Genomic DNA, 13855 nt, shown 5'->3' with positions numbered 1-13855 from the left:
CGGCATTAGGGTCGGACCTCCTTCGGCAAGGTGAACTCGGTGGTCTCCACCGTGACCGCGCGTTCGGCCAGGTCGGCGGGGCCGAGGCCGCGCAGCGCGGCGACGACCGCGTCGAGCACGGCGGGCGGCGCGGACGCGCCGCCGGTGACGCCGACGGTGCGGGCGTCGCGGAGCCGGTCGAGCGGGACGTCGGCCGGGCCGTCGATCAGCAGGGCGGGCGCGCCGGCCTGCTCGGCCACCTCGACGAGGCGGCGGGAGTCGGAGGAGTTGGCCGACCCGACGACGAGCACGAGGTCAGCCTCGCGGGCGACGTGGGTCACGGCGCGCTCGCGGTTGGTGGTGGCGGAGCAGATGTCGTCGGTGTGCGGGCCCCGCGCGTCCGGGAACCGCCGGGTGATCTCCGCGGCGTCGGCGGGGGTCTGCACGAGCACCGTGGACCGCGGCGCCTCGCCGAGCGTGCCCTCGACCTCCTCGTGCCCGGCGTGCCCGATCAGCGCGACGAGGTCGCCCCGCGCGGCGTACCGGCGGGCCTCGGCGTGCACCTTCGCGACCGGCGGGCCGCCGTGCGCGAGCGCCCGGGCCTCGATGCCGAGCGCCGCGCACACCACGGGCCTCGTCACCGGTCCCGCCCCAGGTAGCGGCCGAGGGCGCTGATCGGGAACACCAGCCGGTACAGGTGGTAGTTGATGTAGAAGTCGCCGGGGAAGCCGGTGCCGGTGAACTGGTCCTCGTCCCACGTGCCGTCCGGGCGCTGGTGGTCGACGAGCCAGCGGACCCCGGCCTCGACCGCCGGTGAGCGCTCGCCCGCCGCGAGCAGCGCCAGCAGCGCCCAGGCCGTCTGCGAGGGGGTGGACGTGCCGCGCCCGATCCAGGCCGGGTCGTCGTAGGAGCGCAGGTCCTCGCCCCAGCCGCCGTCGGGGTTCTGGTGGTGCTCCAGCCAGGCGACGGCGCGGCGGATCGGCGGCTTGTCCGGGCGGACGCCCGCGGCGATCAGCGCGGGCACCGCGCCGCCCGTGCCGTAGACGTGGTTGGCGCCCCACCGGCCGAACCACGACCCGTCCGCCTCCTGCGCCTTCAGCAGCCACACCACCGCCCGCTTGGTGACGGGCGACTCCGCGTGCCCCTCCTTGGCGAGGGCCTCGACCACGTGCGCGGTGACGTCCGCCGACGGCGGGTCGATGACGGCGCCGAAGTCGCAGAACGGCAGCTTGGTGCACAGCTCCTGGGTGTTGTCGGCGTCGAAGGCGGCGAACCCGCCGTCCCGCGACGCCATCCCCGCCATCCAGCGGACGGCCCGGTCGATCGGCCCGCGGGCCTCGGGCAGCCCGGAGCGGCGCAGCGCGAGGATCGCCTCGGCGGTGTCGTCGGTGTCGGGGTACAGGTCGTTGTCGAACTCGAACGCCCAGCCGCCCGGCGGCAGGTCCGGGCGCCGCACCGACCAGTCCCCCGGCCCGCGGATCTCCTCGCCCACGACCCAGCGGGCCGCGCGCAGCAGCGCCGGGTCGCCGGCGGGCGCGCCCGCGTCCGACAGCGCGTTCATCGCGAGGACGGTGTCCCACACCGGCGACTGGCACGCCTCGAGGCGGCGGCCCTTCCCGTCCTCGATCGTGAACCGGTCGAGCCCGGCGAGGCCGCGCTTCATCACCGGATGGTCGAGGTCGTAGCCGAGCAGGCTCAGCGCCATCAGCGAGTACACCCACGGCGGCTGGATGCCGCCCCAGCAGCCGTCCGCCTCCTGCCGCGCGACGATCCACTCGGCCGCGCGCCGCAGCGCGGCCTTCCGCAGCGGCGCCACCGGCCGCTTCTCGTAGACGTGCAGGAACCGGTCCAGGGCGTTGAAGGCCCTTCCCCATCCGGTCGCCTTCCGCGCGGGACGCCGGCCGGCGCGCAGCTCCGGCAGGTCGAACGGCAGCGACCGGACGGGGCGCAGCGACCCGAGGACGGTCAGCGGCACGATCGTCTGCCGCGCCCAGCACGCCCAGCTGTAGACGTTCAGCGGGACGCGGCTCGGCAGGAACATCAGCTCCGGCGGCATCACCGGCAGGTCGTCCCAGGACCACTGGCCGAACAGCGCGAGCCAGATGCGGGTGAACACGCGGCTGCCCTCGATGCCGCCGGCCTCGCGCGCGTAGGCGGCGGCCCTGCGCATGTGCTCGTCGCCGGGGGCGTCGCCGGCGAGCCGCAGCGCGACGTACGCCTCGATGGTGGTGGACGGGTCCGGCGGGCCCCCGTAGAAGTTCGCCCACGTCCCGTCGGCGCGCTGCTGCGAGCGGATCCAGCGCGCCGCCGCGGCGGTCTCGGCGTCGGTGCGGATGCCGAGGAACTGGCGCAGCAGCAGGTCCTCGGCGTCCATGGTGACGTTGGTCTCCAGCTCGGCCTTCCACCAGCCCTCGGCCGACTGCAGGCCGAGCAGGTGGTCGCGGGCCGCCTCGACGGCGGCCGCGGCCGCTTCGGTGAGTCCGGGGGCTTCCGTCGTGGTCATTCGGCATCCTGCTTTCTGACGGTGTCCGCTTCCCGGCGCGGGTCCCGTCGTTCAGTGGTCCCGGGCGGTGACGAAGAGCGCGATGTCGCGGAACTCCGCGCGGACCGCGTCGTCCATCTCCACGTCGCCCACGTACTTGGCGGCCAGCGCGACGCGGCGGTCGGCCTCGGCCTCCGCCCAGGCGCGGCCGCCCGCGGCCTCGACCAGCTCCGCCATCTCCCGCAGGTCGGCCTCGGCGGGGTCGCCGGGCGCGGCGTACAGCTCGGCCAGCCGCGCGGAGTCGGCGGTCCCGGCGGTCAGCGCGGCGACCACCGGCAGCGACTTCTTGCGGGCCCGCAGGTCCGACAGCACCGGCTTGCCGGTCGTCTCCGGGCTCCCCCAGATGCCGAGCAGGTCGTCGACGAGCTGGAACGCCAGGCCCATCTCCGTCCCGTACCCGGTGAGGGCGGTGACCAGCTCGGCGGGCGCCTCGCCGAGCATCGCGCCGATCGAGCTGGCGCAGGCCAGCAGCGCGCCCGTCTTGTCGGACGCCATCGTCAGGCACTCGTCGAGGGTGACGTCGGCGCGCTCCTCGAACCCCATGTCGAGGGCCTGGCCGGAGATGAGCCGCTGGGTGGCGGCGGTCAGCGCCTCCGCCGCCCAGTGCGCACCGCGGGTGTGGTGCTCCAGCAGCAGCTCCTCCGACAGCGCCAGCAGCGCGTCGCCCGCGAGGATCGCGGCCGCGGCGCCGAACACCGTCCACGCGGCGGGGCGGTGCCGGCGGGTGCGGTCGCCGTCCATGATGTCGTCGTGCAGCAGCGAGAAGGCGTGCACGAACTCCACGGCGACGGCGCCGGGGAGGGCGTGCTCCGGCGGCGCGCCGGCCGCGCGTCCCGACAGCAGCGCCAGCGCGGGGCGCAGCGCCTTGCCGCCCGCCGTGGCGGGCCGGCCGTCGGCGTCGGTCCAGCCGAGGTGGTAGGCGATGACGCGGCGGTTGGCCGGGTCGAGGCGGTCGACGCAGGCGCGCATCGCCTCGTCGACGAGGGCGCGCCCGTCGGTGATCGAGCCGGGGACGGCGGTCATCGGCCGCTCACCCCGTCCAGGTGCCGCCGGACCAGCCGGGCGGCGGTCAGTCCACTGCGCACTGCCCCCTCCATGGTGTCGGGCCAGCCCGTGTCGGTCCACGCGCCGGCGAGGAAGAGCCCGGGCAGCCGGGTCGCGGACGCGGGCCGCAGCGCGCCGCTGCCGGGGCTCTGGCGGAACGTCGCATGGCGTTCCCGGGTGACGAAGACGTCGGTGACGCGGGCCCGCCGCGCGGCGGGGAGGAGCCGTTCCAGTGCGGGCAGGAACGCGGCGCGGACGTCGGCGGCGGGCGTGTCGATCCAGCCGTCGGCGGCCGACACCGACACCGCGAGGTACTGGCCGCGGGCGAGGCCGCTGATCTGCGTGCGGTCGAACACCCACTGCACGGGCGAGCCGACGGCGGCGGCGAACGGCACGTCCATGACCGGCCGGTCGTAGACGACGTGCACGTTGATGATCGGGCTGGACCCGAGGCCGGCCCACCGGTCCCGGTCCGGGCACGCCTGCGCCGGGACGAGCGGGGCCGCCGCGCGGTGCGGCACCGCGACGACGACGGCGTCCGCGGCGACCGGCTCGCCGTCCACCACGAGCTTCGGCCCGGCGTGCACCGCCGACACCTTCGCCTTCAGGTGGACGCGCCCGCCGAGCCGCTCGATCCGGCTCGCCGCGACGGAGCCGTGCAGCTCGCCGAGCGGGACGGTCGGGACGCCGATGTCGGCGGCGTCGGAGCGGCCGAGCAGGCCCTGCCGGCACACCATCGTCGCGGGGCCCATCGCGGCGTCGTCCACCCCGATGTTCAGCGCCGAGATCAGGAACAGCTCCCACAGCGCGGTGCGGGCCCGCTCGCGCTGGCCGTGGGCGGCGAGCCAGCCGCCCATCGCCTGCCCGTCCAGTTCCGGGTCCTGCGGGTCGAGGCCCTGCAGTGCCAGCGACGCGCGGACGGCCCGCAGCCGGTCGCCCGGCGACAGCAGCCGGTACCGGGCGAGCGCGGGCAGCAGGTGCAGCGGCCCCGGCGCCTTCGCCCGGCGCAGCCTCCCGGCCGTCCCGTCCGGGGTGAGGACGCGGATGTCGAGGCGATCCTGGACGCGGACGAGGTCCCGGGCGTCCAGCCGGTCCAGCAGCCCGCGGTAGGCGGTGCAGCACTTCAGGAAGACGTGCTGCCCGTTGTCGACGGTGAGGCCGTTGCGGTCGAAGGAGTGGGTGGCGCCCCCGAGCCGGGGACGCGCCTCGTAGAGGGTGGTCCGCACGCCCGCCTCCAGGAGCGCGAGCGCGGCGCTGATCCCGGCGAGCCCGCCGCCGACGACGGCGACGTTCGCCCGGGGGCTCACCGCCGGATCCCGGTGAGCGCCGTCGCGGCGACGGCCGCCTTCTCCCAGGCGGGCAGGGACATGCGCCCCGCCAGTGCGGTCGCCGGGTCGGCGGTGATGCGCCGCAGCAGCCGCCGGTAGATGCCGGCCATCGTCCCCGTGCACGCGGCGCTGCGCCGGTCGAGCATCGGCAGCAGCCGCAGCCCCGTCGCGTACCACTCGCCCGCGCGCTCCGCCTGGAACCGGACCAGGGCGGCGAGCTGCTCCGGCGGGTCGGTGAACCGGCCGGACGCGTCCTGGTCCAGCGTGCAGCCGAACCTCGCGAGGTCCTTGGCCGGCAGGTAGACGCGGCCGCCGAGCCGGTCCTCGCGGACGTCCCGCAGGATGTTCGTCAGCTGCAGCGCGACGCCGAGCGCGTCCGCGCGCGTCCGGGCGACCCGGGGGTCGCGGGTGCCGAACACGCCGAGCGACAGCCGGCCGATCGAGCCGGCGACGCACCGGCAGTACCAGAGCAGGTCGTCGAAGGTGTCGTAGGAGGCGCCCCGCACGTCGGCCTCGCAGCCGTCGATGAGCTCGCCGAACGCCTCCAGCGGGATCGGCATGCGGCGCGCCGCGTCCGCCAGGGCGACCAGCACCGGGTCGTCCGGGTGGGCGCCGGGGTCGGCGAGCCGGTCGCGCTCGGCGGCCAGCGCGGCGAGCCGCGCATCGGGAGGCGCCTCGTTGTCGTCGCCGATGTCGTCGATCCTCCGCGCGAAGGCGTAGACGGCGCTGAGCGCCCGGCGTTTCGGCGGGGGCAGGAGGCGGATCCCGTACGAGAAGTTGCGTGCCTGCGACCGGACGACCTGTTCGCAGTGCCGGTAGGCCCCGGCTGCGTCCATCTCATCTCCTTCCCAACATCCGCGACCACTCGGCGAGCAGCCGCGTCTTCCCCGGGCGTGGCGGGCCGGCCAGGACGTCGTAGGCGCGGCGGTCCAGCGCGGCGAGGGCGGCGAACCCGCCCGCCGCGTACCCGGCCACGGCGGCGCGAGCGAACCCGGGCAGGGTCCGGACGAGAGGCGCGCCTTCGGCGAGCAGTCGTCCTGCCCTTCCCGCCTGAAGTGCGATGACACCGCGCAGGCGGGTCGGAGTCACCGCGGCGCGGAAGTCGTCCTCGGTGCAGCCGAACCGGCGCAGGTCGTCCGCCGGCAGGTAGACCCGGCCGTTGCGGTGGTCCTCGCCGACGTCCTGGCAGTGCTCGATGACCTGCAGCGCGGAGCAGATCCGGTCGGAGAGGCGGAGCCTCGCCGGGGTCGCGGCGCCGAACACGTGCAGGACGATGTGCCCGACGGGGTCCGCCGACAGCGTGCAGTACTCCAGCAGCTCGTCGAACGTCCCGTAGCGGGTGACGACCTGGTCCCGGCGGTTGGCGCTCACCAGGCGCCGGAACGGCTCCGCGGGGATCCGGCGGTCGTGCACGGTGCGGGCCAGCGCCCGCATGACGGGGATCTCGGGGACGGCGCCCGCATAGATCCGGTCGAGGTCGCGGTCGACGAGGTCGAGCAGGCCGGCGCGCTCATCCGGCGGGGCCTCGTCGCCGATGTCGTCGACGAGCCGGGCGTAGCCGTAGACGTCGAGCAGGTGCGCCCGGTGCCGGGCGGGAAGGAACCGGGCGGCCACCGGGAAGTTCTCCCGGGCCTGCAGCCGGTTCCTGATCCGACGTTCGTAGGTCTCGTTCCATAAGCGCTCGCTGATGGACATCGTTTCCTTCGGGGGCGGCGCGCGGGGCGGGGCGGCGCTCTGCCGGTCGCAATGGTCCCCATAACCCTGTCGATCGCCCGGTAAACGCGAAACCGATCATATATATGTGTATAAACCAAGTTTTTGGGTTAGGAGAGGTTGGTGACACCAGAGACCGACCCCTCCGCGCTCTCCTCCGGGCTCCCGGGCCGCCGCCCTCCGCTCGCGCGCGAACTCGCGTTCGGGCTGTCGCTCTTCGCCCTCTACGCCGTCGCCGCGGCCGTCCCCGTCGGCGACCGGCACGCGGCCGCCGCCGACCACGGCCGGCAGATCCACGACCTGGAACGGACGCTGCACATCGCCGTCGAGCGGCCGCTCAACGACTGGCTCGCGGCGCACCGGTCCGTCGCCGTCGTCGCGAACTACGAGTACGCCACCGTCTACCTGGTCACCACGCTGTGGGCGCTGGCCTGGCTGTACCGCCGCCGGCCCGACCGGTACCGCGTCGCCCGCAACTCCTTCGCGCTGATCAACGTGATCGGCGCGGTCTGCTTCGCGCTGTGGCCGGTGGCGCCGCCCCGCCTCGTGCCCGGCCTCGGGTACGTGGACACCGTCCTGACGCACGGCACGTGGGGGTCGTGGGGCAGCCCGGTCGTCGACCACGCCGACCGGCTCGCGGCCATGCCGTCGCTGCACGTCGCGTGGGCGCTGTGGGTGAGCGTCGAGCTGGCGCGGCTGCAGGTGCGTCGCTCGTTGCAGGCGGCCGGCGTCCTGCACGTCTTCGTGACGCTCTACGTCATCATGGCGACCGCCAACCACTACCTGCTGGACGCGGCGGGCGCGCTGGCCGTGGTCTGGTTCGCCTACCTCGTGACCGACCGGGACCCCGGCCGGCCGCGGCCCCCGATCGTCCCGCCCGAGGACGCCTTCTTCCTGGCGGTGGAGTCGGACCGGACGCCGCAGCACGTCGGCGGGCTGATCTTCCTCGACGCGCCGGACGGGTCGCCGAGCCGGGAGGACATGATCGCGACGCTGCGCGGGAAGCTGGACGAGCTGCCCCGGCTGGGCCAGCGGCTGTCCCCCGCGTCGCGGCTGCGGCGGCGCCGCTGGGTCGGGCACCCGGTGATCGACTGGGACTGGCACGTCCACGAGGCGGTGCTCGCGGAGGGCGGCGACGCGGGGCTCAACGCGCTCGTCGGCGTGCTGCAGAGCGAGCCGCTGCCGCGCGACCGGCCGATGTGGCGGATGATCCTGGTGCGCGGCTACGCCCCCGACCGCTCGGCGGTGATCTTCCTGATGCACCATGTCGTCGCCGACGGCATGGGCGTGATCACGCACGTGCTGCGGTTGCTGACGCCCCCGGACGCGCTGCCGGCCGCGGGCGCCGGGCCGTCGGCGACGCGTCGCGCGCTGGGCACGGTCACCGGGATCGCCCAGCTGGCGGCGGAGTCGCGGCAGAGGACGCGGCTGCCCTCGACGGGCACCGCGGAGCGGGCGTTCGGCACGTTCCGGCTGCCGATGCCGGTGATCCGCGACCTCGCCCGCAAGCACCGCGTGCGGGTGACGGACGTGGTGCTGTGCGCGCTGGCCGGCGGGCTGCGCCGGGTCATGCAGCCCGCGGGCGGGCCGGAGGGCGGGCGCGTCCTGCGGGTCGCGGTGCCGCTGATGACGGGCGGCCCGGTGGTGCCGCCCGAGGGCAACCACACCTCGGCGGTCATGGTGGACCTGCCGTACGGGCCGATGCCGGAGGTCGAGCGGCTGCGCGCGCTGGCCGCGGCGACGCGGCGGCTGCGGTCCGGGACCCGCGCGCTGGCGTCGGCCTTCGTGATGCAGCGGGCGTCGCGGGCGCTGCCGCCGGTGCTGCACGACGCGTTCGCGCGGGCCGTGTACGGCGGCCGGACGTTCCAGGCGATCGCCACGAACCTCCCCGGCTCGAACACGCCGACGCGGCTGGCCGGCGCCCCGCTGATCGCGGCGCACCCGATCGTCCCGACCGGGCCGGGCGCGCCGCTCGCGGTCGGCGCCCTCGGCTGGACCGGGATGCTGAACATGGGCGTCAGCACGGAGGCGACGCTGGTCGCCGACATCGACGCGCTGTGCGGGGCCATGCGGGACGTGATCGAGGAGCTGGGCGCCGCGGAGGCGCCGGAGCCGGCGGAGGCCGCCGACGCGCGGGCGGCCCGCCGCGGCCGCGGGCCGTCCGTCCGCGGCTGAGACGGGTTTTTGCGGCCGGGATGCCCGCGGCTTCCCGGCCGTTTGCCCGAAATGGATACGTATCAGGAATGGCCGAGATCGACCTGTCGGCGGTCTTCGACGCGTTGCCCGTCGGCTGCGCGGTGCTCACGCCCGATCTGCGGTACGTGATGGTCAACTGCACCTATGAACGGCTCTCGGGGCAATCCCGTGAGCACCTGATCGGCCGCCTGTTCTACGAGGTGTTCCCCGGCGGCCCCGCCGCGCAGGGTGTGTCCGAGGTGCGGACGTCCCTGGAACGGGTGCTGGCGGAGCGCGAGACCGACATCATGCCCCTGCAGCGTTACGACGTCGAGGCCGCCGACCGGCCCGGGGTCTACGAGGAGCGGTACTGGAGCATCCGGAACGCGCCGCTACTCGGCCCGGAGGGCACGGTCACCGCCCTCCTGCACCGCGTGGAGGAGGTGACCTCCTACATCCAGCAGCTGCGCGCCGCGCGGTCAGGGAAGACACCGTCGTCCGAGGCCGCGATCGAGGGAGTGGAGGCGGAGCTGTTCGCCCGGACGCGCGAGCTGCAGGAGGTCAACGACCGGCTGCACCGCGCGCGGCAGGACGAGCACCGGGCGACGGCCGCGATGCACGAAGCCCTGCGGCGGCAGCAGCAGGTGGTCGCCGACACCTCGCACGACCTGCGCGGGCCGCTCACCGGGCTGCAGACCCGGCTGCAGCTCGCGCTCGCCGACCCGGAGTCCGACTCGCGCGCGATCCTGCACGCGGCGCTGGACGACGCCGAGCGGCTCGGCGCCATCGTCTCGGACCTGCTGGAGCTGGCCCGGCTTGAGGCGGGCGCGCCGGTCAGGACCGGCACCGTGGACCTGACCCGGCTCGTGGAGGACGAGCTGGCCGGTCGTGAACCCGGCGTCGCCGTCACGTCGCGCCTGGAGCCCGGCCTGGAGGTGGAGGGGTCGGCCGTCCGGCTGGCGCGGCTGCTGCGCAACCTCGTGTCCAACGCCGAGCGGCACGCGAAGAGCCGGGTCGAGGTGCTGCTCGCCCGCGAGGGCGGCCAGGCGGTCCTCCAGGTCGTCGACGACGGGCCGGGCATCCCGCCGGAGGAGCGGGAGGCGGTCTTCCACCGGTTCTACCGCCGCCCCGACGCGCGCAGCCGCGAGCCGGAGGGCACCGGCCTGGGGCTCGCGATCGCCCGCCAGGTCGCCGCCGCCCACGGGGGGACCCTGAACATCGCCGACCGGCCGTCCGGCACGTGCATGGTCCTGCGCCTCCCCCTGTGCGGCCCGTAGTGGCGGCCTTCCGCCGAGCCCCGCACCCGCGATGGAACGGGACGGGGCGAACCCGGGATCAGGCCGCGTTACGGACGCGTCTGTGCGGGCACTCCTCCTTGACCGAGCCGGTAGGAGGACGGTGATGAAGTACGGGATCGACGAGGACAGCGTCGTGGTGATAACCGGCGCCAGCGGGGGCATCGGCCGCGCGGCCGCCCGGGCGTTCGGCGGGCGCGGCGCCAAGGTCGCGCTGCTGGCGCGCGGCGAGGAGGGCCTGGAGGGCGCCGCCGAGGACGTCGGCAAGGCCGGCGGGCGCGCGCTGCCGATCAGCGTCGACGTCGCCGACGACGGCGGGGTGGAGGCGGCGGCGCAGCGCGCCGAGGAGGAGCTCGGGCCCATCGACGTGTGGGTGAACGTGGCGTTCTCCTCGGTGTTCGCGCCGTTCTGGGAGATCGAGCCGGACGAGTTCAAGCGCATCACCGACGTCACCTACCTCGGCTACGCCAACGGCACGCGGGCGGCGCTCAAGCGGATGATGCCGCGCGGGCGCGGCGTGATCGTCCAGTGCGGGTCGGCGCTGGCCTACCGCGGGATCCCGCTGCAGAGCGGGTACTGCGGCGCCAAGCACGCCGTCCAGGGCCTCCACGACTCGCTGCGGGCCGAGCTGCTGCACGTGTGCCCTGGCGTGAAGGTGACGATGGTGGAGATGCCGGGCGTCAACACCCCGCAGTTCAGCTGGGTGCTGTCGCGGCTGCCGCGCCGCGCGCAGCCGGTCCCGCCCATCTACCAGCCGGAGATCGCGGCCGACGCCCTGCTGTACGCGGCGGAGCATCCGCGGCGCCGGGAGTACTGGGTCGGCGGGAGCACGGTCGGCACGCTGATCGCGAACAAGTTCGCCGCGGGGCTCCTCGACCGCTACCTGGCGAGGACCGCGTTCTCGTCGCAGCAGACCGAGCAGCCGCGCCCGCCGGACCAGGCCGCGAACCTGTGGGAGCCCGCGGACGGCACCGGCGGCCGCGACTACGGCGCGCACGGCCGGTTCGACGAGGAGGCCCATCCGCGCAGCCCGCAGCTGTGGGCGGCGAAGCACAAGTACCTGGTCGGAGCGGCGACGGCGGGCGCGGCCGCCACGGGAGCGGCCGTCGGCGCCGCCAGGCTGCTGCGCCACTGATCCCCTAGGGTTCCGGGGGAAGGGATCGGAGGTTGAGCGCATGGGGGCCGCTGGTGGCGCGCAGCGCGACGGCGCGAGTTTCGACGTCGCCGAGCACGAGGGCTGGACGGTGGTGTCGGTCGAGGGAGAGCTGGACCTCGCCACCGCCGGGACCTTGGACGAGCAGTTGTCGAAGGCGATCGGCGCGGAGGGGCGGCCGCGGATCGTCGTGGACGTCACCCGCATGACGTTCTGCGACTCGTCGGGGCTGAACGTCCTGATCCGGGCGAGCAAGCGGATCGCCGCGATGAAGGGCCGGTTCGTGCTGGTGCGCCCGACCGAGCGCGTCCGCAACGTGCTGCGGGTCACGGGGCTGGAGCGCGTCTTCGACATCCGCGACGAGCCGCCCGAACCCGCGTGACCGGGCCCGCGTGACCGGGCCCGGTGACAAGCCCGGGTGACCGTGGCCGGGCGCGGCCGGGGGCCGCGCCCGGAGGGACGGTCAGCCGACGCGGAGGGGCAGGGTGCGGGGGCCGCGGACCTGCCCGGCGGACCACGTCACCGCCGACGGGTCGTCGAGCGTGAAGCGCGGGAACCGCTCGAGCCAGACCTCGAGGGCGACGCGCAGCTCCATGCGGGCCAGGTGCGAGCCCACGCACCGGTGGATGCCGAGGCCGAACGCGGCGTGCCGGTTGACCTCGCGGTCGATGACGACCTCGCCCGCGCGGTCGAACTGCTCGGGGTCGCGGTTGGCGGCGGGGAACGACAGCAGGATCCAGTCCTCGGCCCTCATGTCGGCGCCGCGCCAGTGCATGTCCTGCTTCACCAGCCGCGCCATGGTGACCGGCGCGTAGGCGCGCAGGAACTCCTCCATCGCCGTCGGCAGCAGCTCCGGTTCGGCGACCAGCCGCTCCCGGTCGGCGGGCGTCCCGGCGAGGTGCCACAGCGACGCGCCGATCGCGCTCCACGTGGTGTCGATGCCCGCGATCAGCAGCAGCGCCATCGTCCCCGAGACGTGCGACGGGTCGAGCCTGCGGCCGTACAGCTCGGCGTTGATCAGGTAGGTGGTGAGGTCGTCGCGCGGGCGGTCGACGTGGTCGCGGATCTGGTCGAGCAGGTAGTCGAACAGCTTCTCCATCCGCGCGATGCGCTCGTCCGGCGGCCGGTTGACGCCCTCCAGCGCGTTCTCCACGAACTCGCGGAACTTCGGGCCGTCCTCCGGCGGGAACCCGAGCATGTCCGCGATCACCCGCATCGGGATGTGCTGGGCGTAGTCGCGGGCGGCGTCGACGACCTCGTCCCCCTGGAGGCCGTCGAGGAGCGAGTGGCAGAACGCGCGGGTCGCCGGCTCCAGCCGGGAGACGGCCGTCTTGGTGAAGGCCGGCAGCAGCAGCTTGCGCGCGTCGTGGTGGAACGGCGGGTCGGACGAGATCGGCGGCACCCCGCCCACCGGCGCCGCCTCCAGCGGCGGCCGGAAGTTGCTCATGACGATCGACCGGGACGAGAAGCGCTCGGTGTCGTAGGCGATCGCGCTGACGTCCTCGTAGCGCGTCGGCAGCCAGCCGCCGCCGAACCGGCCGGTGTGCGCGATCGGGCAGCGCCGCCGCAGGTCGTCCTGGATCGGGTAGGGGTCGGCCGCCCATTCGGGCTCCATGTGGGAGAAGTCGGTCGCCCAGTCCGCCACGGGGCCGGTGACGACCTCGTTGCGCGTGCCGAGCGGCCGGCTCTCGCGCATCTCCTCGAAGCCCTGGGTGAAGCGGTCGTCCTCGGTGGTCATGCCTCCGCCTCCTTCACGACGGTGATCGCGCGCTCGGGGCAGTTGGCCGCCGCGCGGCGCGCGTCCTGCTCCCCGTCCGCCGGGACGGTCCCGTCGCCGAGGACGGTGCCGTAGCCCTCGTCGTCCTCGCCGAACAGGCCGGGGGCCAGGTCGTAGCAGCGGCCGTGCCCCTGGCAGCGCCCGGGATCGATCCGCACCTTCATCGCGTTCCTCCTGTCTCCGCTTCGGAACCGGCCGGCTCCCCCGGTGCGGGACGGGCCGGCGCGGGATCGGCCGGCGCGGGATCGGCCGGCGCGAAGGCCGCCACCACGCGGGTGAGCAGCGCGGACCACTCCTCGTCGCCGACGCCGTGCATCTCCGGCGGGACCAGCACGCTGCCCATCGCCAGCAGCAGGCAGAAGTGCGCGACGGCCTCGGGCGAGAGCGCGCCGTCCATCTCCCCGCCGGCCTGCGCCGCGCGCACCAGCTCCTCCAGCACGGCGGCGCGCTCGCCCATGTAGTCGTGCATCGGCCGCGCCACGTCGGCGTCGCGGCGGGCCGCCACGAGCGCCTCGACGACGAGGTGGCCGCGCGCGTCCCGGCGCTTCGGCAGCCACCGCCCGATGATCAGCAGCGACTCGGTGATCGGGCGCTCCGGGTCGGCGGCGACGAGCTCGGCCAGCATCCGCCGGCCGTGCGTGCGCAGCGCCGCCACCAGCAGCTCGCCCTTCGAGCCGAAGTGGGCGTAGAGCGCGCCGTTGCTGACTCCGGCGGCGGCCGCGATGTCGGCGACGCGCGTGCCGTCGTAGCCGCGCTCGGCGAAGACACCGGCCGCCGCGCGCAGCAGCCGCTCCCGCGTCTCGGCGGCCGTGACGCCCGCGATCCGGCCCATGGACGAAATTAAACGAC

Annotated in this window: 13 protein-coding genes; 4 read left to right on the top strand and 9 right to left on the bottom strand. The window is 75.1% G+C overall.

What is annotated here, in order from left to right; genetic code table 11:
* Positions 1-5: 5 nt before the first annotated feature.
* Genes J4557_RS27675 through hpnC form a run of 6 tightly spaced genes read right to left on the bottom strand, consistent with a single transcriptional unit; the run spans position 6 to position 6588 of the window.
* Positions 6-620, bottom strand: coding sequence for a hypothetical protein (locus J4557_RS27675; RefSeq protein WP_208269703.1), 615 nt, complete (start codon positions 618-620; stop codon positions 6-8).
* Complete coding sequence (gene shc / locus J4557_RS27670) at positions 617-2482, bottom strand: squalene--hopene cyclase (RefSeq protein ID WP_208269668.1); 1866 nt, start codon at positions 2480-2482, stop codon at positions 617-619. The genes J4557_RS27675 and shc overlap by 4 nt, the downstream gene beginning before the upstream one ends.
* A gap of 51 nt (positions 2483-2533) precedes the next feature.
* Entirely contained in the window at positions 2534-3544 is a 1011-nt protein-coding gene (locus tag J4557_RS27665; protein ID WP_208269667.1) for a polyprenyl synthetase family protein, read from the bottom strand.
* Positions 3541-4872: a hydroxysqualene dehydroxylase HpnE gene (gene hpnE / locus J4557_RS27660; RefSeq protein ID WP_208269666.1), complete on the bottom strand. Its 1332-nt coding sequence runs from the start codon at positions 4870-4872 to the stop codon at positions 3541-3543. Before hpnE ends, J4557_RS27665 begins: the two co-directional genes overlap by 4 nt.
* Positions 4869-5729: a presqualene diphosphate synthase HpnD gene (gene hpnD, locus J4557_RS27655; protein ID WP_208269665.1), complete on the bottom strand. Its 861-nt coding sequence runs from the start codon at positions 5727-5729 to the stop codon at positions 4869-4871. The genes hpnE and hpnD overlap by 4 nt, the downstream gene beginning before the upstream one ends.
* A gap of 1 nt (position 5730) precedes the next feature.
* Positions 5731-6588 (bottom strand): squalene synthase HpnC, encoded by an 858-nt coding sequence (gene hpnC, locus J4557_RS27650; RefSeq protein ID WP_208269664.1) that lies wholly within the window; start codon positions 6586-6588, stop codon positions 5731-5733.
* Positions 6589-6729: 141 nt separating this feature from the next.
* Between hpnC and J4557_RS27645 the strand changes: the two genes are divergently transcribed.
* From J4557_RS27645 to J4557_RS27630, 4 genes are all read left to right on the top strand, one after another.
* Positions 6730-8781 carry a bifunctional phosphatase PAP2/O-acyltransferase family protein gene (locus J4557_RS27645; RefSeq protein WP_208269663.1) on the top strand — a complete coding sequence of 684 codons (2052 nt, stop codon included), beginning with the start codon at positions 6730-6732 and terminating at the stop codon, positions 8779-8781.
* A gap of 68 nt (positions 8782-8849) precedes the next feature.
* Positions 8850-10058: an ATP-binding protein gene (locus J4557_RS27640; protein WP_208269662.1), complete on the top strand. Its 1209-nt coding sequence runs from the start codon at positions 8850-8852 to the stop codon at positions 10056-10058.
* Positions 10059-10182: 124 nt separating this feature from the next.
* Positions 10183-11211, top strand: a complete 1029-nt coding sequence (locus J4557_RS27635) for an SDR family oxidoreductase (protein WP_208269661.1) — start codon at positions 10183-10185, stop codon at positions 11209-11211.
* 40 nt (positions 11212-11251) lie between these two features.
* Positions 11252-11611, top strand: coding sequence for an STAS domain-containing protein (locus tag J4557_RS27630; protein ID WP_208269660.1), 360 nt, complete (start codon positions 11252-11254; stop codon positions 11609-11611).
* An 81-nt stretch (positions 11612-11692) separates the two neighbouring features.
* On the opposite strand, the gene J4557_RS27625 is transcribed toward J4557_RS27630, so the two are convergent.
* The 3 genes from J4557_RS27625 to J4557_RS27615 are packed head-to-tail and all read right to left on the bottom strand — an operon-like array spanning position 11693 to position 13838.
* Entirely contained in the window at positions 11693-12967 is a 1275-nt protein-coding gene (locus J4557_RS27625; RefSeq protein ID WP_208269659.1) for a cytochrome P450, read from the bottom strand.
* Positions 12964-13170 (bottom strand): ferredoxin, encoded by a 207-nt coding sequence (locus tag J4557_RS27620; protein ID WP_208252354.1) that lies wholly within the window; start codon positions 13168-13170, stop codon positions 12964-12966. Before J4557_RS27620 ends, J4557_RS27625 begins: the two co-directional genes overlap by 4 nt.
* Positions 13167-13838: a TetR/AcrR family transcriptional regulator gene (locus tag J4557_RS27615; RefSeq protein ID WP_208269658.1), complete on the bottom strand. Its 672-nt coding sequence runs from the start codon at positions 13836-13838 to the stop codon at positions 13167-13169. The genes J4557_RS27620 and J4557_RS27615 overlap by 4 nt, the downstream gene beginning before the upstream one ends.
* Between the last annotated feature and the right edge of the window lie 17 nt (positions 13839-13855).

The organism is Actinomadura nitritigenes, assembly GCF_017573545.1.
GTDB lineage: Bacteria > Actinomycetota > Actinomycetes > Streptosporangiales > Streptosporangiaceae > Spirillospora > Spirillospora nitritigenes.
This window is presented reverse-complemented; position numbering and strand designations above follow the sequence as displayed.

What these genes read in the sequence shown, in the direction of transcription:
- shc (WP_208269668.1), bottom strand. Translation starts at nt 2,482, where the DNA reads ATGACCACGACGGAAGCCCCCGGACTCACCGAAGCGGCCGCGGCCGCC.
- J4557_RS27665 (WP_208269667.1), bottom strand. Translation starts at nt 3,544, where the DNA reads ATGACCGCCGTCCCCGGCTCGATCACCGACGGGCGCGCCCTCGTCGAC.
- hpnD (WP_208269665.1), bottom strand. Translation starts at nt 5,729, where the DNA reads ATGGACGCAGCCGGGGCCTACCGGCACTGCGAACAGGTCGTCCGGTCG.
- hpnC (WP_208269664.1), bottom strand. Translation starts at nt 6,588, where the DNA reads ATGTCCATCAGCGAGCGCTTATGGAACGAGACCTACGAACGTCGGATC.
- J4557_RS27640 (WP_208269662.1), top strand. Translation starts at nt 8,850, where the DNA reads ATGGCCGAGATCGACCTGTCGGCGGTCTTCGACGCGTTGCCCGTCGGC.
- J4557_RS27635 (WP_208269661.1), top strand. Translation starts at nt 10,183, where the DNA reads ATGAAGTACGGGATCGACGAGGACAGCGTCGTGGTGATAACCGGCGCC.
- J4557_RS27630 (WP_208269660.1), top strand. Translation starts at nt 11,252, where the DNA reads ATGGGGGCCGCTGGTGGCGCGCAGCGCGACGGCGCGAGTTTCGACGTC.
- J4557_RS27625 (WP_208269659.1), bottom strand. Translation starts at nt 12,967, where the DNA reads ATGACCACCGAGGACGACCGCTTCACCCAGGGCTTCGAGGAGATGCGC.
- J4557_RS27620 (WP_208252354.1), bottom strand. Translation starts at nt 13,170, where the DNA reads ATGAAGGTGCGGATCGATCCCGGGCGCTGCCAGGGGCACGGCCGCTGC.
- J4557_RS27615 (WP_208269658.1), bottom strand. Translation starts at nt 13,838, where the DNA reads ATGGGCCGGATCGCGGGCGTCACGGCCGCCGAGACGCGGGAGCGGCTG.